The sequence below is a fragment of the Paracoccus sp. 08 genome (genome assembly GCF_024105395.1).
Taxonomy (GTDB): Bacteria; Pseudomonadota; Alphaproteobacteria; order Rhodobacterales; family Rhodobacteraceae; genus Paracoccus; species Paracoccus marcusii.
In genome coordinates this window covers 34,811-55,351 of sequence record NZ_WEKR01000005.1, presented here as the reverse complement: position 1 = coordinate 55,351, position 20,541 = coordinate 34,811, and the positions used below count along the sequence as shown (strand labels likewise).

The window sequence follows — 20,541 nt, the reverse complement described above, 5'->3', positions numbered from 1 at the left end:
ACGATCGGATTTCGACCCGCTGACAGGTGGTCTGGACCGCCGCGAAGGCGGCCCGGACGGGCGATCACTGGTCGGCAAGGCAATCGACGATGGTGTCGGCCATCTGGGTCAACAGAACCTCGTACTGGCCCGCGCCCGGGGACAGCGTGCCGCCCTCAGGGCTCAGTTCGCCGCCGGTGCGGATATCGCTGCCCTCGGTCACGGTGGTGATCAGGCCGGCATCATGGGCGTATTCCGGAAAGGCGCAGACGGCTCCGGAATCAGCGATCTGGGTGCGGATCTGGTCGATGCGCGCCGCGGACGGGGTCGAGGCGTCCCCAAGCGACACGGCGATCGCAGGCTGCAAGCCAAAGTGATCTGTGAAATGGCCATAGGCGTCGTGGAACACGACGAACCGGTCCTGCGCATGCGGGGCAAGGCGTTCGCGCAACGTGTCGTCCAAAGCGGCGATGCGTTCGGCCGCCGCATCCGCATTGGCGCGATAGGTGGCGGCGTTCTGGGGGTCCTGTTCGGACAGCGTCGCGACGATGGCGTCAAGCCAGGGCGCCGCGTTGGCGGGGTTCAGCCAGGCATGGGGATCGGTGCCGGCATGGACATGATCATGCCCCGCATGGTCCCCGTGGTCGTGGTCGTGGTCGTGGTCGTGGTCGGCATGATCGCCGTGATCGTGACCGGCGTGATCCGCGTGGTCGTCATGACCCGCATGGTCGCCATGGTCCGCGTCACCCTCCGACGCCGCACCGGCATAGTCGCGCAAGGCGACGCCCTCGACCTCCAGCAGGCGCAGCTGCGTGGCCCCCGACAGGGTGTCCGACGCCCGCGACAGCCAGGGCGTCAGCTCGGGTCCCATCCAGATCACCACATCGGCACCCTGCAGCGCCTGGGCGTCCGACGGGCGCATCTGGTAATGATGCGCGCTGGCCCCCTGGGGCAGCAGGACGCGCACCTCGGCCAGATCGCCCATGACCTCCTGGATCAGGGCGCCGGTGGGGACCAGGTCTGTGACGACCTGCGGGGCGGCCAGGGCAGGGGCGGCGGTCAGTGACAGGATGGCGGCAAGGGATGCAGGGCTGCGCATCGGGATCTCCTTTGCAGGGCGGGTTTGTTGCGATGGCAGGGTTCTGTGTGTTACAGGGTAACAAGTCAACCGCATTGTAATAAAGTAACGCATCGCTGCGTGAAGGACCCCCGTGCCAGACCACGACCACGACCATGTCATCGCCGCGACCTTTGCGCCGCATGACCACCGCGAATGCGCGCACCGTGCGCTGGACGAGGCTGCGGCCCGGCTGGCCGAGCAGGGCGCGCGCCTGACCCCCGTCCGCCGCCGCACGCTGGAGATCCTGCTGGAGAGCCACCGCGCGATGGGCGCCTATGAGGTGCTGGACCGCCTGGCGACCGAAGGGTTCGGCCGCCAACCCCCCGTCGCCTATCGCGCGCTGGAGTTTCTGGTCACGCATGGGCTGGCCCACCGCCTGCAGCGGCTGAACGCCTTTGCGGCCTGCCTGCATCCGGGGCACGACCATCATCCGGCCTTCCTGATCTGCCGCAGTTGCGACAAGGTCGCAGAGGCCGCCGCCGCCCCGATCCGCGATGCGCTGACCGCGGTCGCGGCCCAGGGCGGGTTCCGCGTCGAACGCGCCACGATCGAGGCGCTGGGCCTCTGCGCCACCTGTGCCGCCGAAGGCGTCGCATGACCCCGCTGATCGAATCCCGCGCGCTGACGATCCATCGCCCCGGCACGACCGAACCGGTGCTGGCGCRGGTCGATTTCCGCATCCGCCCCGCCGAGATCGTGACCGTCGTCGGCCCGAACGGGTCGGGCAAGTCGTCGCTGATCCGGGCGCTGTTGGGGCACATGCCGCTGGCCTCCGGCGCGGTGACGCGGCGGCAGGGACTGCGCATCGGTTATGTGCCGCAGCGGGTTCAGCTGGACACGGCCATTCCGATGACCGTGCGCCGGTTCCTGTCGCTGCCCGTGCGCGTATCCGACGACCAGGCCGAGGATGCGCTGGTCCGCACCGGCGTTCCGGGCCTTGGTGCGCGGCAACTGACCCAGCTGTCGGGCGGCCAGTTCCAGCGGGTGCTGCTGGCGCGGGCCTTGCTGGCGGACCCGCATCTGCTGGTCCTGGACGAACCCACGCAGGGGCTGGATCAGCCGGGCATCGTGGCCTTCTATCAGCTGATCGAGGAGGTGCGCCGGCAGACCGGCGCGGCCGTGCTGATGGTCAGCCACGATCTGCTGGTGGTCATGCGGTCGTCGGACCGGGTGGTCTGCCTGAACGGGCATGTCTGCTGCGAGGGCACGCCCCAGCATGTCAGCACCGCCCCCGAATACCGCGCCCTGTTCGGCGCCGGGGCCGAGGGCACGCTTGCGCTGTACCAGCACCGCCACGACCACGACCACGACCTGACGCCGCATGTCCACGGGCCGGGATGCGGCCATGACCACGCCGACCGGGCGCAGGGGTGACCACCGATGCTTGACGATTTCTTCATGCGCGCCGTTCTGGCGGGGTTGGGGCTGGCCCTGGTGGCGGGACCGCTGGGCAGTTTCGTGGTCTGGCGGCGGATGGCCTATTTCGGCGATTCGACCGCCCATGCCGCCATCCTGGGCGTCGCGATGGCGCTGGCCTTCGAGGTGTCGATCTATGCCGGGACACTTGCGGTTGCGGTGGCGATGGCCTGCCTAGTGTCGGCGCTGGTGACGCGCGGCCAGGCGATGGACACGATCCTAGGCGTGCTGTCGCATTCCGCGCTGGCCGTCGGCCTGGTCGCGATCAGCTTCGTGCCTGCGGCGCGGTCCGATCTGTCCAGCTATCTGTTCGGCGACATCCTGGCGGTGGGCCGTGCCGACCTGGTGCTGATCTGGACGGGGGCGGCGCTGGTTCTGGCGGTCCTGGCCCTGCGTTGGCAACGGCTTGTGACCAGCAGCCTGAACGAGGAGCTGGCCATGGCCGCGGGGATCGACCCGCGGGTCGAGCGCCTGGTCCTGTCGCTGGCGCTGGCCGTGGTGGTCGCGCTGGCGATTCGAGTGGTGGGCTCGCTCCTCATCTCGGCGATGCTGATCGTGCCGGCGGCGGCGGCCCGCACATGGGCCCGGACCCCCGAGCGGATGGCCGCCGGCGCCGCCCTGATCGCCGCCGCATCCGTCATCCTGGGGTTGTGGGCCAGTTTGCGACTCGACACGCCGGCGGGTCCCTCGATCGTGACCGCGGCGGCGATCTTTTTCATCGTCTCACAGGCACTTCGCCGGGCATAGTGCCGAATTGTCACAGTTTTTCCGGGGGTTTGCGGGGGCCGGAACCAAGTGCCGAAACAGGTGTTGGCCAATATGCAACAGTGGTTGCAAGCCCACGGGGGAATCAATTCAATGCTGCTTTTCAACTGTTCGGGTTTGTGTAACTGTCGCCTCGATGTTGCCAGAAATGGCAGCCGTCAATCGAAACGGAGCATGATCATGACCAAATTCGCTACTTTCGCGGCCGCTCTCGGCCTGACCGCAACCTCGGCTCTGGCCGGTGGCTATGTCGCCCCCGTCGTGGAAGTCGAGCCCGTCATCGTCGAGGAGCAGCCCGCTTCCTCGAACGCTGGCCTGGTCGTCCCCGCCCTGCTGCTGCTGGGCGTCATCGCCGCAGTCGCTTCGGACGACGACGACAGCTGATATCGGATCGGATCGTTCGCACGGTCCGAGCCACAAGGGGCTGGCCTTTGGCCAGCCCCTTTTTCGTTGTCTGCAGGCCTGCCCGCCATGGCACCCGCGCATGAAAAAACCGGCCCCGCAAAGGGCCGGTCTTTCCGTTCCGGTGTTGCCTGTCAGGGACGCAGCGTCTGGATGGTCACATAGCCCATGCCCGGCCCGATCCATTGGCGCGATACGGGGATCTGCCCGTTCTGGACCAGATAGTTGTTCTGGAAGGTCGCACCATGCCCTTCGCAGGTCTCCAGGATCACGCCGGGGTTGGGGCCGGGCGCAGTGGTGCAGGAAAACTGCAGCGGCCGTTCCAACCCGTCGCCTGACAGATAGCGCATGACGCGCGTGCCGCTGCCGGACTGGCCCGCCCGGATCAGCGCCTCGGTCCCCGGTTCCGCCACCGACAGGTCGCGGCCCAGACCGCGCGTGCCGATCAGCATGCCGCCGCGCAGGATCACCGCCTGTTCGTCGGGGGTCATGTAGGTGCGCATGGCGCCGTTCGTCCCCGTCAGCGCCAGGACCTGCGTGCGGGCAGGGCTTTCGAAGGTCGCCTGGATCAGCGGGCCGGGATTGACGCGCAGCGCCTCGGCCGCGGCCTGCTGGGGGTTGCGGGCGGGTTGCGCCGGCTGGGTCGCCCCGCGGGCCGTGATGGCCTGGGTCGCGGTCTGGGCCAGAACCGACAGCGGGCTGGCCCCGGCCTCGTCCGCGCCGGTATTGCCGCAGGCCGACAGGGCGGCCAAGGCCACCCCGGCCAGGATTGCGCGCGTCTGCATCGCTCTGCTCATCGCCAGAACCTCCCCCAGCCTTCGTAAAGATCGACGGTGTGGCTTTCGCGAACACGGTCGTACAGGCGTCCGTTGACATTGACCCGCGATCCGCCGTCGCGCGACAGCGAGCGGATGTTGGTCGACACGCGGTCGCGGCTGGCCTGGCCCGTGGCCCAGCCAAGCGGGATCGACAGGGTCACGCCCTTGTCGAAGCTGCCCTCGCCGAACTCCTCTGCCGACAGGTCGGTCTTGGTGGCATAGGCGCCGATCTGCCAGCCGTTCGCGAACTCGCGCGCCAGGGTCACGGTCGCACCGACGTCCCCCGCCAGGTACTGGCCGACATCCAGCTGGGCGGTGAAGCCTTGCGTGAACTCATAGTATGCCGAAACGTGGCCGGTCGTGACCTCATAGTCGCGAAAGTCGAACAACTGGTCGAAGTCGCGCTTGCGGACGCGGTTGATCTCGGCGCCAAAGCCCAGGGGCGAATTGGCGGGCTTCCACAGCGCCTCGGCCGAGACGCCGCCATAGGCGCGTTCCAGCAGGCCCACGGTCACGCGGGTATAGATCGCGTCCGACGGCTTGGCGTACCAAGCCAGCGTCAGTTCCGGGATCACCGGGCTGGAATTGCCCGTGTACATCCGCGTGTCGGACCGCACCCGCGGCACGCCCTGCGGCGTGGTTTCCAGGGCGGGGTTCGATTCATACTCGTCGGGGCTGTAATATTCGCCCCGCTGGCCCGGAATGCCCGGACCGCGCTGACCGATGTCGCCGAAGGCGCGCTGGCGCAGGGCGCCGGTGGCGATCAGGCCGGGCATCAGCTCATAGCTGGCACGCGCCTCGGCGCCGACCTCGTGGGTCAGTCCGTCCTCGGCGCTGAAGATGCCCAGGTCCAGATAGGGCTTCACCGACCAGCGGAACCGCGGATAGAGGCCCTGGCTGGCCACCAGCCCCGGCACGCCCGGTGCGGCGTCCGACAGGGTGGATGCGGCGGCGATCTGCCCGGCCTCGGTGTTCTCCAGCCGCTCGACATCGCTGCGGCGCAGGGTCACCGACGAGGTCGGCATCCCGTCGCTGGTCGAGGTGATCACGAGGGTCTCGACCGACGGGGGCAGGGCGCGGGTCATCAGGCGCGCGGTGCGGCCCACGGCCTCGGCCTGGTTGATATAGCGCTGATTGCGCAGGCGGACCTCGGCGCGGGTCGGCGCCAGGGCCATGCTTTCCAACAGCATCCCCTCGTCCGCCATGCCGTCGCCCAGGGCCTTCTGGATGGCGGGCTGGGCGGTCGGGTCCTGCGACCAGCTGCCCGACCAGCCGTCGGGGTCCTGCGCGGGCGCCGGCCGCGGACGCACCGGGGCCGGCGCGCTTTCCAGGCCCGACGGATAGGTGGCGTCGCGCGGGTTCAGCGCGATGGTGAACTGCGCGCCGATCGTCTCTCCGCCGATGGTATAGAGCCCGGCCTCGTAGTTGCGTCCAAAGCGATAGTTGGCGGCAAGGTTGATGTTGCTGCCCGGCTCGTCGCCCTGCTGGTATTCGTTGCCGTCGCTGTAGCGGGCGCGATAGATGTCGTTGGAGTATTCCGCGACCAGGTTCAGGCGGTCGTTGACCTGCCAGCTGACCGAGGCGAAGGGCTTGGCCCCGCCGGTGAACCAGTCCTCGACATTGGGCGTCCCGCCCTCGTCGCCGACGTCGATGATGCGCGGCTTGCCCGCCAGCGTGCCCCAGCCCAGGCCGACCGATGCGCGCACCGTCGGCGTCACGTTGCGCGTCGCCACGATGTATTCGCCCGAATAGACGCCGGTGCCCAGGAAATCCTGGAGGCCGACGGCCACCGCGGGGCGCCAGCCGTCCTCGTCCACGATCTGATAGCGCAGGTCCAGCGAGCGGTCCGAGATGAACCCCTCCTGCCGGTAATCGTTGATCCCGTCGACGCGGCCATAGCGCAGGACCGTCGTCAGCCCCGGTAGCGCCTGGAAGAAGACGTTGCCGCGTCGGGCATAGTCGGACAGCGACAGCGTCGCGCCCAGGCTGCCGTCGGGCATCGTCTCGGCCGTGGGCGTGTCGATGCCGCCGGGCAGGCCATAGGTCGACATGTTGCGCCCCAGCATCGGGTCGGCGGTCGCGACGCCGACGCCCGACCCCACGATCAGGGCCAGGGGCAGGGTGGTGGCCATCAGCTGGCGGGTCAGTCGCGAGCGGCGCATCGGCGGCTTCCTTTCGGCGGCAGGATCAGGGCGGGCAGGGCAGGATCGTCAGGCGCAGTGGCAGGCTTTGCGGCACGGATCGACACACGAATGCGTGAGCCGTGCGCGCGCGTCAACCGGCGGCGGCCGGTGCGGCCTCGGCTGTGGCGGGTGCGGCCGGGGCGGCGGGCTGTGCACAGCCGAGCTGGGTCTGACCGTTCACGGTCAGGCGTGCGGTCAGCGGATAGGTCTCGTCGACCATGCTGTCCTTGCATTTCGCCGCCCGCAGGTTCAGCACGAAGGGCCGCCCGCCCAGCACCCCGATGTATTCGACGCCCTGGCTGAAGACCAGGCGGTTCACCGGGATCTGGCGCCCGGCCTGGTTGTCGGCCGTGCGATAGACGGCCGTGTCGCCGCTGACCTGGACGTTCCAGGCCGGTTCGTTCCCGCCCGCGACAAAGGCGGTGGTGCGATAGGKCACAGGTTCCGCGGTTGGCACGACGCGCCCGACCGTGCCCGTCTCGATCGGCTGTTCCAGCGGAGAGACGGCGGGCGGGCGCGGGCCGGTCGGCTCCTCGGGCTGGGCTGCGGCGTCGTCCAGGCCGACCCCGCGTCGCAGGTCGGTCATCACCTGGGTGTCGCAGGCGGCCAGGGGCAGGGTCATCAGGGCAAGGATGGCAAGGCGGGGGAACATGGGGCTTTGGCCTTCTGGTTCTGGGCGGATTTGTCGCGGGATCACTGTCTGCCAAGCGTTAGCAACCGCAGCCACAGGGGGCAAGCGTCACGCCCCCGTCCCGGCATGTCGCCGCCGCATGGACCGGCCGCACCGGACGGTTCACCTTGTTGATAAATGATGAATATTGGTGCGAAACCGGCTGCATCGAGGGTTATTCGTTGAATATCATACGGGAACCGGCATAGGTATCGGTGATGTTCTCTCTGGTGGCACCCACATGACGGGATCGGCACAGCACGCCCGGGGGCCCGCCGCGCGGCCCGAACCGGCGCGATTTTCCTGGGACGACGGGCCGATGGCGCGTGCGACCGGAAACTTTGACTGGCAGGCCACGCCCCTGGGGCCGATCTCGGGCTGGTCGGTCGCGCTGACGACCGCTGTGCGGATGATGCTGGCGCAGCGGCATGCGTCCTGCATGTTCTGGGGCCCCGAGCTGATCATGCTGTACAACGACGCCTATGCGCCCGTCCTGGGCCGCAAGGAGGCGCGGGCCCTGGGTCAGCCCTTCCAGCAGATCTGGGCGGATGTCTGGGACGACGTCAAGCCGCTGGTCGACCAGACGCTGTTAGGCCGCGGCACCTACTCCGAGGAGATGCGCCTTGTCATGACCCGCAACGGGTTCGACGAGGAGACGTTCTGGACCTTCAGCTACAGCCCGCTTTACGACGACGACGGCAGCGTGGCGGGTCTGATGAACATCACCGTGGACATGACTGCGCTGGTGCTGGCACGCCGCAACCAGCAGGTCATGCAGGAAGAGCTGCTGCACCGGATCAAGAACATCCTGTCGGTGACCTCGACCGTGGTGTCCTCCAGCCTGCGCAACGCGACCAGCATCCAGGAGGCCCGCGACACGGTCGGCGCGCGCATCATGGCGCTGGCCAAGGCACAGGGCCTGTTCACGGGCCTGGGCGAAAGCGCCGACATCACCGAGGTGATGGCCCGATCCATTGGCGCCCATCTGGTCGGGAACGACCGCATCCGCCTGTCCGGCCCGCCCGTGCCGCTGAGCAGCCAGCAGGCAGTCGGCCTGTCGCTGGCCCTGTACGAACTGGCGACGAATGCGGCAAAATACGGCGCGCTGGCCAGCCCGCTGGGCATGGTCGACCTGACCTGGTCGGTCATGGGCGACGACTTCGCGCTGGACTGGCAGGAGACCGGCGGTCAGGTCGTGGCCGCGCCCACGCGCGAAGGGTTCGGGTCGCGCTTGGTGAACATGATCGTCCCGGCCTATTTCAACGGCGAGGGGCAGGCCGAATTCCTGCCCCAGGGCCTGCATTACACGCTGCGCGGGCAGCTGACCCCCTAACAGTTCGGGACGTTCACGGCCAAGCCGCCAAGCGACGTCTCCTTGTACTTTTCCGACATGTCGCGACCGGTCTGGCGCATCGTCTCGATCGCGGCGTCCAGCGGCACGATGTGGCTGCCGTCGCCGCGCAGCGCCAGGCTGGCGGCCGCCACGGCCTTGATCGCGCCCAGCCCGTTCCGCTCGATGCAGGGCACCTGGACCAGGCCGCGCACCGGGTCGCAGGTCATGCCCAGGTGATGCTCCAGCGCGATCTCGGCGGCGTTCTCGACCTGCTGGGGGGTGCCGCCCAGGACGGCGGCCAGGCCCGCGGCGGCCATCGCGGCGGCCGATCCGACCTCGGCCTGGCAGCCGCATTCCGCGCCCGAGATCGAGGCGTTGTGCTTGATCAGCCCGCCCACCGCCGCCGCCGTCAGCAGGAAATCGGGCAGCAGCCGTTCGGACGCGCCCGGCACATGGTCCAACCAATAGCGGATCACCGCGGGCACCGTGCCGGCGGCGCCATTCGTGGGTGCGGTGACGACCTGACCGCCGGCGGCGTTCTCCTCGTTCACGGCCATCGCATAGGCCGACATCCAGTCGTTGATGACATGGGGCGCGGTCATGTTCAGGCCGCGTTCCTCGACCAGCTTGGCGTGGATCGCGCGCGCGCGCCGACGCACGTGCAGCCCGCCGGGCAGGACGCCGTCCGTCGACAGGCCGCGGTCCATGCAGTCGCGCATCGCGGTCCAGATGCGGTCCAGGCCCGCCAGCATGTCGGGCCGGGACCGAAAGCACAGCTCGTTGGCCTCCTTCATGCGGGCGATCGACTTCCCCGAGGCCTGGGCCATCTCCAGCATTTCGGCCGCGCTGGCAAAGGGATAGGGCACGCTGGACGTGGCATCGCTGCGCACCGCGCCCGCCTTGTCGGCCAGTTCCTGGTCGGTCATTACGAAGCCACCGCCGATCGAGTAGTAGATCTGGTGATAGATCACGTCGCCCTGCGCGTCGGTCGCCGACAGGGTCATGCCGTTGGCATGGCCGGGCAGGGTGTGGTCGTAATCGAACCGCAGGTCGCGTTCGGGGTCGAAGACCAGCGGGCCCAGCCCCTGCGGTTCCAGTAGGCGGGTCTCTCGGTTGCGGGCCAGCGCGGCCTCGGCCGCGTCCATGTCCATGCTGGCGGGGGTAAAGCCCGCAAGACCCAGGATCGTCGCGCGGTCGGTTGCGTGACCCTTGCCGGTGAACGCCAGGCTGCCATGCAGGCTGGCGCGCAGCCCATGCGCCCGGAACGGCTGCACCCGCAGGGAATCGAGGAACCGCTGGCCGGCCACCATCGGCCCCATCGTGTGCGAGGAGGAGGGCCCCACCCCCAGCTTGAACAGATCGAACACCGACAGAAACATGGCACCCCCTTGCATTTCCGCGCCCATCCAAGCACGACGCAGGCCCCGCCGCCACCACCGTCCACGTCGCTTCCGGTTCCGGTTGCGACATCGGCCCGCTTGCAGCCTTGGCGCGCGGTCTGCTTAAGATGATTGCAACATGCCCGGTTTGCAGGCAACCGGGACGCGCCTGCGATTTGGGCAGGCCAGCCGCCCCCTGCCGTTCTTGCGGGCGGTCTGCCCCGGGGTGAAGGAACAGAACATGCGATTGCCCGACCCGATCATGCTTGGTGACACACCTCTTGGCCCGCCGGTCTTCCTGGCGCCGATGGCCGGGATCACCGATGTCCCCTGCCGCCGCGCGGTCGCGCGGTTCGGCGCGGGCCTGATGGTGTCCGAGATGGTCGCCTCGACCGAGATGGTGACGCCGCGCCCGTCGACCCGTGCCGCCGTGCGCGCCAAGGCGCTGACCGAAGGGGCACTGCCCGTCAGCGTCCAGATCGCGGGCCGCGAAGCCGCACCCATGGCCGAGACCGCGCGCATCGTGGCCGGCATGGGGGCGCGTGTCATCGACATCAACATGGGCTGCCCCGCCAAGAAGGTCACCGGCGGGCTGTCCGGCGCGGCGCTGATGCGCGACCTGGATCACGCGATGACGCTGGTCGATGCGGTCGTGGGGGCGGTCGACGTGCCCGTCACGCTGAAGATGCGGCTGGGCTGGGACGACGACTGCCTGAACGCGGCCGATCCCGCCGCTGGTGGCCAATGGGGACGTCGTCGATGCCGCCAGCGCCCGTGCGGCCCTGGCGGCGTCGGGGGCGGATGCGGTGATGGTTGGTCGCGGCGCGCAGGGGCGGCCCTGGATCCTGGCGCAGATCGCGCATGACCTGTGGGGCACGCCCGCGCCCGACGTGCCGCAGGGCGCGGCGCTGGCCGATCTGGTGGCCGAGCATTACGAGGACATCCTGGACTTCTATGGCACCGATCTGGGCCTGCGCGTCGCGCGCAAGCATCTGGGCTGGTATGCCGATGCGAACGGCGCCCCGCTGCGCGACCAGATGATGCGGGCCGACACGCCCCGCGCGACGCTGGACCTGATCGCCCGTGCCTTCGGCGATGCCGCGGGGGTGGCCGCATGACGCCTCGGCCGCGCGATTTCCGTGAGGCGGCCCCCGGACCGGGCTGGGCGGCGCTGCCGCTGCCCGCGCTGATCCTGGACGCCGACGGACGCGTGGCCGCGATGAACGACGCCGCCGAGATCTGGCTGAACCTGTCGCGCAACTCGACCCTGGGCCGCGCGCTGGACGGGGACGAGATGTCGATGCGCCTGCGCCTGCAGCCCGGCCTGGGGCCGCTGCTGGCCCGCGTGCGTGCCAGCGAGGAGGCGCTGTACCAGACCAGCGTCCAGTTCGAGATCGGCGACCGGACCGGCAACCACCAGGCGCGGCGTCGGTGTCGCTGCTGATCGTGCCGCAGGACGATGAKGGCGCGCACCAGGCCCGCCATGTCCGCAGCGCCGCCCGCAGCGCCATCGGCATGGCCGAGATGCTGGCCCACGAGATCAAGAACCCCCTGGCGGGCATCCGTGGCGCGGCCCAGCTGATGGCCATGAACGCCACCCCCGAGGACCGCGAGATGGCCGAGATGATCGTCGCGGAATCGCGCCGTATCGTGGCGCTTCTGGACCAGGTCGAACGGTTCGGGGACACCTCGGCCCCGCGCCTGTCGGCGCTGAACGTGCACGACGTGCTGGAACAGGTGCGCCGGTCGGCCAAGGCGGGCTTTGCGCGCGACGTGCAGATCGTGACCGATTACGACCCCTCGCTGCCTGCGGCGCTGGCGGATGCGGATCAGCTGGTGCAGGTCTGCCTGAACCTGGTCAAGAACGCGTCCGAGGCGCTGGACGGCAAGGCCGGCGGCGCGATCCGCCTGCGCACCCATTACGACCACACGCTGCGCCGTCCCCCCGACGAGACCGATCCCACGGGCCGCCCGCTGCCCCTGCAGATCGAGATCGAGGACAACGGCCCCGGTTTCCCCCCGGCCATCGCCGACCAGGTGTTCGAGCCCTTCGTCTCGGGCCGCGAGAACGGCACCGGGCTGGGCCTGGCGCTGGTCAGTAAGATCATCACCGACCACGGCGCGCTGATCCGGGTGGACAGCCGCCCCGGTCGCACCGTGTTCCGCATCTCCCTGCCCAAGGCATAAGGACCTGAACCCATGGACGGCACCGTTCTGATTGCTGACGACGATCGCACCATCCGCACGGTGCTGACGCAGGCGCTGACCCGCGCGGGATGCCGCGTCCACGCCACGGGCAGCCTGGCGCAGCTGTTGAAATGGGTCGAGGAGGGGCGCGGCGACCTGGTCATCACCGACGTGATGATGCCCGACGGCAACGGCATCGACCGCATCCCCGCCATCCGCGAGGCGCGGCCAGACCTGCCGGTGATCGTGATCTCGGCCCAGAATACCATCGTCACCGCGATCCGCGCGACCGAGGCCGAGGCGTTCGAGTACCTGCCCAAGCCCTTCGATCTGCCGGACCTGATGTCCAAGGCGAACCAGGCCCTGTCGCGCCGCCCGCGCAAGTCCGACCCGATCCCCGAACCGCTGCCCGCCCCGCGCGAGGCGGCGGACCCTGCCATGCCGCTGATCGGTCACGCACCATCGATGCAGGCGCTGTTCCGCATGGTCGCGCGGGTGCTGAACGCCGACCTGCCGGTGATCATCGCCGGAGAGGCGGGGGTGGGCAAGACCACCATCGCCCGCAGCTTTCACGAGCTGTCGGACCGGCGCGACCGGGGGCTTGCGGTCCTGACCTCGTCCGACGCGACCGAGGAGGCGATCGCGCGCGCCGCCGACAAGGCCCGCGGCGGCACGATCATCATCGAGAACCCGGCGGGGTTCGACACAGGCGCGCAGGCGCGCCTGATCGGCCTGATCGAGACGATGGAGGCCGGCCCCGACCGCGCCCATGCGCCCCGCATCGTGGCAACCACCGGGTCCGATCCGCAGGCCGACGTGGCGGCGGGCCGGTTGCGGTCGGACCTGTATTACCGCCTGGCGGGCGTCACCGTCAGCGTGCCGCCCCTGCGCGCGCGGGTTGACGACATCCTGCCGCTTGCGGCGCATCTGCTGGCCCGTGCCGCCGCGCAGGGCCTGCCGGAGCGGATGCTGTCGGACGATGCGGCCGCCATGCTGCGCGCCCATCCGTTCCCGGGCAACGTCCGCGAGCTGGAGAACATGATGCGCCGCCTGGCCCTGACCGCCAGCGGCCCCGCCATCAGCACCGCCGAGATGCGCGAGGCGCTGTCCCAGCAGTCGGGCCACCGCACCCCCGCGGCGGCGCCGGTATCGGCCCTTGCCCCCGCGCCCGAACCCGCGGGCGTCGTCAGCCTGCCGCAGGTCGGATCGCGCCTGTCGGATTCGGTTGAGGCGCATCTGCAGCGCTATTTCGACCTGCATGGCGACGCGCTGCCACCGCCGGGCCTCTATGACCGCATCCTGCGCGAGGTGGAACGCCCGCTGCTGCAGGTGGCGCTGGATGCGACCGGGGGAAATCAGCTGCGTTGTGCCGATCTGCTGGGGATCAACCGCAATACGTTGCGCAAGAAACTGACCGAGCTGAATATCGAGGTGACACGGAGGCGCAAACTGATGTAAAACCGCCACAGGGACCAGCGCGAAGGACACGCGCGCCCGCAACAAAAGCCGCGAAAGACGGCAAGTGGGGGATATGGCAGGTTTGGCATCGGGGCTCAGCTGGGACAGGCTGGCCCGTATCCGATTGCCCCGACCGTGGCGCGGGGCGCTGACCTGGGGCATCGTGCTGTCGGGCGTGGCACTGGCCGTGGCGACGCTGGCGGTGATGGGGCCGTTCGGTCGGGGCATGCAGGGCGCGACCCTGCGGGTGGTCCTGCTGGCGGACCTGGCCTTTCTGATCGTGCTGATCGGGTTCATCGTCGCGCGCATGGCGCGGCTGATCTCGGCCCGGCGCAGCACGGCGCCCGCATCGCGCCTGCATGCACGGCTGGTCGCGATCTTTGGCGGGCTGGCGCTGGTGCCCACGGTGCTGGTCGCGCTGTTCGCGGGATTTCTGGTCAACATCGGGCTGGAGGGATGGTTCTCCGACCGCGTGCAGCAGGTCGTGACCACGTCCCAGGCCGCGGCCGAGGCCTATCACGCGGAACATCGCGGCGATCTGACCGAGGATGCGCGCGCGCTGGCCAGCATCCTGACCCGTGCAGGGCGCGCCAATCCCCTGATCGAGGACGGAGAGATGCGCGAGCTGCTGGTGCAGGGCCAGGGCCTGATCCAGCGTGGCCTGCGCGAAGCCTATATCATCAATGGCGCCGGAGAGATCCGCGCCCGGGGCGAGCGGAGCTATCTGTTCTGGTACGAGGCGCCGGGTGCCGACCAGCTGGACCGCGCGCAGGCCGACGGCATCGCCCTGATCGAGGATTGGGCGAATGACGAGTTCCGGGCGCTTGTCGCGCTGCCGCCGCTGGCCGACCGATACCTGTACGTGACACGCGACGTGGATGGCGACCTGTTGGGGCTGGTGGACGACACGCGGGCGACCGCGGGCGATTACCGCCAGCTGGAGGCGATGCGCAGCCAGGTCCTGCTGGAGTTTTCGCTGGTCTATCTAGGGTTCGCGCTGCTGCTGGTGGCGGCGGCGATCTGGCTGGGGCTGTGGTTCGCGTCGCGCCTGTCGCGGCCCATCGGCCTGTTGGCGCAGGCGACCGACCGGGTGGGGCGCGGCGATCTGGACGTGCAGGTCCCCGAGGTCCGCACCGGCGACGAGATCCAGACCCTGGGCCAGGCCTTCAACCGCATGACCCGCCAGTTGAAGACGCAGCGCGAGGAGCTGGTCGAAAGCTATCGCCTGTCCGATGACCAGCGGCGGCTGTTCGACAACGTGCTGACCTCGGTCACGTCGGGGGTCATCGGGCTGGACGCGGCCGGAGAGATCGACTTCGTCAACCGCTCGGCCAGCCGGCTTCTGGGGCTGGATGCGAAACGCGACATCGATGCCCTGCTGTCCGAGGTGGTGCCGGAATTCGCGCCGCTGTTCGCGCGCCTGTCCGCCTCGGTCGCCGAGACGATCCAGGACGAGGTCCGCCTGATGCGCGAGGGCCGGGTAGAGAGCCTCTTGGTCCGCATGGCCGTGCGCCGGGGCGCGGACGGCGCGCTGGAGGGATACGTGGTGGCCTTCGACGACGTGACCGAGCTGGTCAGCGCGCAGCGCATGGCCGCCTGGGGCGACGTCGCCCGCCGCGTGGCCCACGAGATCAAGAACCCGCTGACGCCCATCCAGCTGTCCGCCGAACGCCTGCGCCGAAAGTTCGGCCCGCTGGCGGCCGAGGGCGACCGCGCCGCGCTGGACCAGTACACCGAGGTGATCATCCGCCAGACGAACGATCTGCGCCGGATCGTGGACGAGTTCAGCCGCTTTGCCCGGATGCCCGAACCCGACCGGGCCGAGACGGACCTGGCCGCGCTGCTGCGCCAGGTGCTGCTGTTGCAGCAGGATGCCCTGCACGCGACCATCGTCCGCGACATTCCGGAGGAGCCGGTGATCGTCGACTGCGACGCGGGGATGATGCGCCAGGCGCTGACCAACCTGCTGAAGAACGCCGGAGAGGCCATCGACGAACAGGCCGCGCAGGCGATCCCCGGCTGGACGCCGAAGATCGCCGTCGCGCTGGAGGTGCAGCCCGAATCCGTCTGCATCCGCATCACCGATACCGGGCCGGGCCTGCCCGCCGACCGGTCGCGGCTGTTCGAACCCTATGTGACGCTGAAAAGCCACGGCACCGGGCTGGGCCTGCCCATCGTCAAGAAGATCGTCGAGGAACATGGCGGCAGCCTGTCCCTGACCGATGCGCCCGATCCGCCGGGCGCCATGGCCGAGATCCGGCTGCCCCGCGAACGCCATCCCGTGCGGGGGCCCAAGACCAAGAGCAGACAAGAAAAAGACGAGGCGACACCATGAACGACATCCTGATCGTCGATGATGAACGCGACATCCGCGAACTGATCGCCGACATCCTGCGCGACGAGGGCTTTGACACCCGCATGGCCGCGAATTCGGACGAGGCCGTGGCGGCCCTGAACGACCGCGAGCCATCGCTGATGATCCTGGACATCTGGCTGAAGGACAGCCGCATGGACGGGATCGACATCCTGAAACAGGTCAAGCGCAACAATCCCGACGTGCCGGTCATCATCATCTCGGGGCATGGCAACATCGAGATCGCGGTCGCCGCGATCAAGCAGGGGGCGTACGATTTCATCGAGAAGCCCTTCAACATCGACCAGCTGATGGTCGTCATCAACCGCGCGATGGAGACCGCCCGCCTGCGCCGCGAAAACAGCAGCCTGCGGCGCGGCGGCGACCGCGTGGCCGACATGCTGGGCCAGTCCGCGGCCTTCAAGCGGCTGCGCGACGCGCTGGACAAGGTGGCGCGGTCCAACGGCCGGGTGATGCTGGCGGGCGAGCCGGGCACCGGCAAGGAGAGCGCCGCGCGCTATATCCACGCGCACAGCCCGCGCGCGTCGGCGCCCTTCGTCACCGTTCCCTGTGCCACGATCGAGCCCGAGCGCATGGAGGAGGTGCTGTTCGGCCGCGAATCCCCCGAACGCGGGATCGAGCCGGGCCTGCTGGAGCAGGCGCATGGCGGCATCATCTATTTCGACGAGGTGGGCGACATGCCCATGGGCACCCAGCCCAAGATCCTGCGCGTGCTGACCGAACAGCAGTTCGTGCGCGCGGGCGGCGCGGACAAGGTGCGGGTCGACCTGCGGGTGCTGTCGTCGACGAACCGCGACCTGGTGGCGGAAATCGCCGCCGGCCGATTCCGGCAGGAGCTGTTCGACCGGCTGAACGTGGTGCCCATCGCGGTGCCGTCCTTGGCCGACCGGCGCGACGACATCGCGGCCCTGGCTCGTCATTTCATCGAGCAGTTCCACAAGAACCAGGGCCTGACCCCGCGCGATCTGCCCGAGGAGACCGTGGCCGCGCTGCAGTCGATGCGCTGGCCCGGCAACATCCGCCAGCTGCGCAACGTGATCGAGCGCGTGCTGATCCTGGCGGAAAGCCACGGGCCGATCCTGCCGTCCGAGCTGGAGCCCCAGGGGGCCACGCCGGACAACAGCGACACGCTGAGCCTGGGGCCGTCGGTCACCGCGATGGCGCTGCGCGAGGCGCGCGAGCTGTTCGAGCGCGAATACCTGGTCGCCCAGATCAATCGGTTCGGCGGCAACATCAGCCGCACCGCGCAGTTCGTCGGCATGGAGCGCAGCGCGCTGCACCGCAAGCTGAAGTCGCTTGGGGTCGTCGGCGGGATGCGCGGCGAGGACGAGTTGATGATGGGCAAATAGCCTGTTGCTTGCGCGGACCGCGCGCCCGGCTTAGGCAAGGGGGCGCGGGACAGGAAGGGTGACGCATGAAGATCATCATCTGCGGGGCAGGGCAGGTCGGCTGGCAGATCGCGCGCCACCTGTCGGGCGAGCGCAACGATGTCACCGTCATCGACAACAATCCCGACCTGGTGCGCCGGGCCACGGAATCGCTGGACGTGCAGGGGGTGACGGGTTTTGCCAGCCATCCCGACATCCTGGACAGCGCCGGCGCGCGCGACGCCGACCTGATCATCGCCGCGACCCATTCGGACGAGGTGAACATGGTCACCTGCCAGGTCGCGCATTCGATCTTCCAGGTGCCGCGCAAGATCGCGCGCCTGCGGTCGGGTGCCTATCTGGACGCGATCTATTCCGATCTGTACCGCACCGAGCACCTGCCCATCGACGTGGTCATCAGTCCCGAACGCGAGGTCGCGCTGGCTGCCCTGCAGCGCCTTTCGGCGCCGTCGACCTTCGACGTCGAGACCTTCATGGACGGCAAGATCCAGCTGCTGGGGATCGACCTGGAACCGGACTGCCCGGCGCTGAACACGCCGCTGCGCCAGCTGACCGAGCTGTTTTCCAGCCTGCGTGCCATCGTGGCGGGGGTGCGCCGCAAGGGGCGGCTGTTCGCGCCCGAACCGGGCGATCAGCTGTTCGCCGAGGACCAGATCTATGTCTTCTGCCACATCGACGACGTGGCGCGCACGCTGGACATCTTTGGCAAGCCCGCCCGCAAGCAGGAGCGCGTGACCATCATCGGGGCGGGCAACGTGGGCCTGGCCGTGGCGCAGGCGCTGGAGGCGCGGCCGGACCGCATCCGCGCCAAGCTGATCGAACGCGACCGGGGGCGTGCCGAATTCGCGGCCGACCGTCTGGAACGGACCATCGTGCTGAACGGCGACGGTCTGTCGGCCGAGATCCTGGACGAGGCCGCCGTCCCCCAGGCCGACGCCGTCCTGGCGGTCACCGACGACGACAAGACCAACATCCTGGCCTCGGTACGCGCCAAGCAGGCGGGGGCGAAAATGGCCATCGCACTGATCAACGACCCCACGCTGGTGCCGCTGATGGGGGCGCTGGACATCGACGCCTATATCAACCCGCGATCGACGACCGTGTCCACGATCCTGCGCCACATCCGCCACGGGCGCGTGCGCGACATCTATTCCGTCGGCGATGCCGAGGCCGAGGTGATGGAGGCGCAGGTCCTGTCCACCAGCCCCATGGCGGGCCGCGCGATCCGCGACATCGACTTCCCCGAAGGCGCGCTGCTGGGTGCGGTCCGCAAGGGCGATCGGGTGGTCAAGCCGCTGGCCGACACCCGCATCGACGAGGGCGACATCGTGCTGATCTTTGCCCTGACCAAGGACGTCCCCGAAGTCGAGCGCCTGTTGCAGGTCTCGATCGACTTCTTCTGAGGGGCGGGGGATGACGGGCTTTCTTCTGCGGATGCCGCTGCTGGTGCTGCTGGTCGGGCTGGCGGCGGTGCTGATGCTGGCGCCCGCGGGCTTTGCCTCGGTCACGGGATACGCCGCAATCGCGCGCAACTTCTTCTATGCGGCGCTGCTGACGCTGACCTTCTGCGGGCTGATCGGGCTTGCGGCGCAGGCCAACCCCCGCGGCCAGACCGCGCGAGAGATGCTGCTGCTGATGCTGGGGGTCTATGGGCTGCTGCCGCTGCTGCTGGCCGTGCCCTTTGCGGAAAGCCAGCCCGACACGGGGTTCTTCAACGCCTGGTGGGAGATGGTGTCGTCGCTGACCACCACCGGGGCGTCGCTTTATTCGGCCGACCTGCTGCCGCTGCCGCTGCATCTGTGGCGGTCGATGGTGGGCTGGATGGGGGGCTTTTTCGTGCTGGTGGCGGCGGTCGCGATCCTGGCGCCGCTGCGCGTCGGCGGGTTCGAGATCATGTCGAACCCCTATGGCCGCGAGGAATACCGCGAGCACCTGCCACCGTCGGACCAGCCGCGCCGCCCGGTCCTGCACCTGTCCGATCCCAGCTTCGACACGCAGCTGGCGGATCCCGCCAGCCGGCTGGGCCGCGCCGCGCTGCAGGTGGGCCCGCTCTATCTGGGCTTCACGCTGGTGCTGTGGGTGGGGCTGCTGATGCTGGGCGATCCGTCCTTCGTGGCGCTGACGCGGGCGATGGGGACGCTGTCGACGTCGGGCATCTCTCCGGTGATCGGGCCGTCGGGCGAGGCTTCGGGCATTCCCGGAGAGATGCTGGTCTTTATCTTCCTGATCCCCGCCCTGTCACGGCGCTTCTGGCCCGGGGGCGCGGAACTGAGCGCGACCGAGCGGCTGATCGAGGACCCCGAACTGCGCATGGCGCTGGGCCTGGTTCTGGGGGTGGGCGTGATGCTGTTCCTGCGCCATTTCCTGGGCGCGATCGAGGTGGACCGCGCGGCGCCCCCCGATCCGACCGGCATGGCCGAGGTCGGGCGCGCCCTGTCGGCCATGTGGGGCAGCATGTTCAGCGCGCTGAGCTATCTGACCACGACCGGCTGGACCTCTGTCGCCTGGGCGGGGGCGCGGTCCTGGTCGGGGCTGGACGCGCCGGGGTTGGTCCTGGCGGGGCTGGCACTGATGGGGGGCGGGATCGCCACGACCGCGGGGGGCGTCAAGCTGCTGCGCGTCTATGCGCTGGCCACCCACGGCCAGCGCGAGATGGAGCGGATCATCCACCCCCATTCCGTGTCCGGTGGCGGGCGAATCGCTCGCAGGTTGCGTCGCGAAGGCGCCTATCTGGCCTTCATCTTCTTCATGCTGTTCGCGATTTCGATCGCGCTGGTGGTCAGCCTGGTGTCCATCCACGCCATCGAGTTCGAGACCGCGACCATCCTGTCCATCGCCGCGCTGACCAATGCCGGCCCGCTGGCCAGCGCCATTCCCCTGACGCCCGCCTTCGAAGGTACCGCCGGCATCGCCTCCGCGCCGTGGGAGGGTTGGTCGGGCCTGCCCGATTTCACCAAGGCGGTGCTGGCCTGCGCGATGGTCCTGGGCCGGATCGAGACGCTGGCGGTGCTGGCGCTGTTCTCTCCGGAGTTCTGGCGCCGCTAGGTGTGGCCCAAATGTTGCCTTCGC

Annotated in this window: 15 protein-coding genes and 2 pseudogenes; 12 read left to right on the top strand and 5 right to left on the bottom strand. The window is 69.3% G+C overall.

The window, feature by feature from the left end; translation table 11 throughout:
• Positions 1 to 64 precede the first annotated feature (64 nt).
• Entirely contained in the window at positions 65 to 1,078 is a 1,014-nt protein-coding gene (locus GBO37_RS02400; protein WP_252926887.1) for a zinc ABC transporter substrate-binding protein, read from the bottom strand.
• A gap of 112 nt (positions 1,079 to 1,190) precedes the next feature.
• Between GBO37_RS02400 and GBO37_RS02395 the strand changes: the two genes are divergently transcribed.
• From GBO37_RS02395 to GBO37_RS02380, 4 genes are all read left to right on the top strand, one after another.
• Positions 1,191 to 1,697, top strand: coding sequence for a Fur family transcriptional regulator (locus GBO37_RS02395; protein WP_369799443.1), 507 nt, complete (start codon positions 1,191 to 1,193; stop codon positions 1,695 to 1,697).
• The gene (locus tag GBO37_RS21540) at positions 1,694 to 2,473 is read left to right on the top strand and encodes an ATP-binding cassette domain-containing protein (RefSeq protein ID WP_371927457.1); all 780 of its coding nucleotides are present in this window, start codon (positions 1,694 to 1,696) and stop codon (positions 2,471 to 2,473) included. Before GBO37_RS02395 ends, GBO37_RS21540 begins: the two co-directional genes overlap by 4 nt.
• A 6-nt stretch (positions 2,474 to 2,479) precedes the next feature.
• A complete protein-coding gene (locus GBO37_RS02385; protein WP_252926886.1) occupies positions 2,480 to 3,262 on the top strand; it encodes a metal ABC transporter permease in 783 nt (260 codons plus the stop codon).
• A gap of 198 nt (positions 3,263 to 3,460) precedes the next feature.
• Positions 3,461 to 3,664 (top strand): hypothetical protein, encoded by a 204-nt coding sequence (locus GBO37_RS02380; RefSeq protein ID WP_369799442.1) that lies wholly within the window; start codon positions 3,461 to 3,463, stop codon positions 3,662 to 3,664.
• Between the two features lie 152 nt (positions 3,665 to 3,816).
• On the opposite strand, the gene GBO37_RS02375 is transcribed toward GBO37_RS02380, so the two are convergent.
• The 3 genes from GBO37_RS02375 to GBO37_RS02365 form a co-directional block, all read right to left on the bottom strand.
• Positions 3,817 to 4,467: a YjbF family lipoprotein gene (locus GBO37_RS02375; protein WP_252926884.1), complete on the bottom strand. Its 651-nt coding sequence runs from the start codon at positions 4,465 to 4,467 to the stop codon at positions 3,817 to 3,819.
• 8 nt (positions 4,468 to 4,475) lie between these two features.
• Positions 4,476 to 6,662: a YjbH domain-containing protein gene (locus GBO37_RS02370; RefSeq protein WP_127899055.1), complete on the bottom strand. Its 2,187-nt coding sequence runs from the start codon at positions 6,660 to 6,662 to the stop codon at positions 4,476 to 4,478.
• A gap of 112 nt (positions 6,663 to 6,774) precedes the next feature.
• Positions 6,775 to 7,335: a hypothetical protein gene (locus GBO37_RS02365; protein ID WP_252926883.1), complete on the bottom strand. Its 561-nt coding sequence runs from the start codon at positions 7,333 to 7,335 to the stop codon at positions 6,775 to 6,777.
• Positions 7,336 to 7,594: 259 nt separating this feature from the next.
• Between GBO37_RS02365 and GBO37_RS02360 the strand changes: the two genes are divergently transcribed.
• Positions 7,595 to 8,686 (top strand): sensor histidine kinase, encoded by a 1,092-nt coding sequence (locus tag GBO37_RS02360; RefSeq protein WP_252926882.1) that lies wholly within the window; start codon positions 7,595 to 7,597, stop codon positions 8,684 to 8,686.
• Here GBO37_RS02360 and GBO37_RS02355 read toward each other — a convergent pair.
• Positions 8,683 to 10,065: an L-serine ammonia-lyase gene (locus GBO37_RS02355; protein ID WP_046001118.1), complete on the bottom strand. Its 1,383-nt coding sequence runs from the start codon at positions 10,063 to 10,065 to the stop codon at positions 8,683 to 8,685. The two genes, GBO37_RS02360 and GBO37_RS02355, sit on opposite strands and share 4 nt — an antisense overlap.
• Positions 10,066 to 10,306: 241 nt before the next feature.
• On the opposite strand from GBO37_RS02355, the pseudogene GBO37_RS02350 reads away from it, so the two are divergent.
• From GBO37_RS02350 to GBO37_RS02320, 7 genes and pseudogenes are all read left to right on the top strand, one after another.
• A pseudogene (locus GBO37_RS02350) lies at positions 10,307 to 11,183 on the top strand (tRNA dihydrouridine synthase).
• Positions 11,180 to 12,252, top strand: a pseudogene (locus GBO37_RS02345) (nitrogen regulation protein NR(II)). Before GBO37_RS02350 ends, GBO37_RS02345 begins: the two co-directional pseudogenes overlap by 4 nt.
• A 12-nt stretch (positions 12,253 to 12,264) precedes the next feature.
• A complete protein-coding gene (locus GBO37_RS02340; protein WP_252926881.1) occupies positions 12,265 to 13,710 on the top strand; it encodes a sigma-54 dependent transcriptional regulator in 1,446 nt (481 codons plus the stop codon).
• Positions 13,711 to 13,783: 73 nt separating this feature from the next.
• On the top strand, positions 13,784 to 16,045 hold the full coding sequence (locus GBO37_RS02335) for a PAS domain-containing sensor histidine kinase (protein ID WP_148911917.1): 2,262 nt from the start codon (positions 13,784 to 13,786) through the stop codon (positions 16,043 to 16,045).
• On the top strand, positions 16,042 to 17,433 hold the full coding sequence (locus tag GBO37_RS02330) for a sigma-54 dependent transcriptional regulator (protein WP_045982010.1): 1,392 nt from the start codon (positions 16,042 to 16,044) through the stop codon (positions 17,431 to 17,433). The genes GBO37_RS02335 and GBO37_RS02330 overlap by 4 nt, the downstream gene beginning before the upstream one ends.
• Positions 17,434 to 17,498: 65 nt before the next feature.
• Entirely contained in the window at positions 17,499 to 18,875 is a 1,377-nt protein-coding gene (gene trkA / locus GBO37_RS02325) for a Trk system potassium transporter TrkA (RefSeq protein WP_045982009.1), read from the top strand.
• Between the two features lie 10 nt (positions 18,876 to 18,885).
• Complete coding sequence (locus tag GBO37_RS02320; protein WP_252926880.1) at positions 18,886 to 20,517, top strand: TrkH family potassium uptake protein; 1,632 nt, start codon at positions 18,886 to 18,888, stop codon at positions 20,515 to 20,517.
• Positions 20,518 to 20,541: the final 24 nt, after the last annotated feature.

What these genes read in the sequence shown, in the direction of transcription:
- GBO37_RS02400 (WP_252926887.1), bottom strand. Translation starts at nt 1,078, where the DNA reads ATGCGCAGCCCTGCATCCCTTGCCGCCATCCTGTCACTGACCGCCGCC.
- GBO37_RS02385 (WP_252926886.1), top strand. Translation starts at nt 2,480, where the DNA reads ATGCTTGACGATTTCTTCATGCGCGCCGTTCTGGCGGGGTTGGGGCTG.
- GBO37_RS02380 (WP_369799442.1), top strand. Translation starts at nt 3,461, where the DNA reads ATGACCAAATTCGCTACTTTCGCGGCCGCTCTCGGCCTGACCGCAACC.
- GBO37_RS02375 (WP_252926884.1), bottom strand. Translation starts at nt 4,467, where the DNA reads ATGCAGACGCGCGCAATCCTGGCCGGGGTGGCCTTGGCCGCCCTGTCG.
- GBO37_RS02370 (WP_127899055.1), bottom strand. Translation starts at nt 6,662, where the DNA reads ATGCGCCGCTCGCGACTGACCCGCCAGCTGATGGCCACCACCCTGCCC.
- GBO37_RS02360 (WP_252926882.1), top strand. Translation starts at nt 7,595, where the DNA reads ATGACGGGATCGGCACAGCACGCCCGGGGGCCCGCCGCGCGGCCCGAA.
- GBO37_RS02355 (WP_046001118.1), bottom strand. Translation starts at nt 10,065, where the DNA reads ATGTTTCTGTCGGTGTTCGATCTGTTCAAGCTGGGGGTGGGGCCCTCC.
- GBO37_RS02340 (WP_252926881.1), top strand. Translation starts at nt 12,265, where the DNA reads ATGGACGGCACCGTTCTGATTGCTGACGACGATCGCACCATCCGCACG.
- GBO37_RS02335 (WP_148911917.1), top strand. Translation starts at nt 13,784, where the DNA reads ATGGCAGGTTTGGCATCGGGGCTCAGCTGGGACAGGCTGGCCCGTATC.
- GBO37_RS02330 (WP_045982010.1), top strand. Translation starts at nt 16,042, where the DNA reads ATGAACGACATCCTGATCGTCGATGATGAACGCGACATCCGCGAACTG.
- trkA (WP_045982009.1), top strand. Translation starts at nt 17,499, where the DNA reads ATGAAGATCATCATCTGCGGGGCAGGGCAGGTCGGCTGGCAGATCGCG.
- GBO37_RS02320 (WP_252926880.1), top strand. Translation starts at nt 18,886, where the DNA reads ATGACGGGCTTTCTTCTGCGGATGCCGCTGCTGGTGCTGCTGGTCGGG.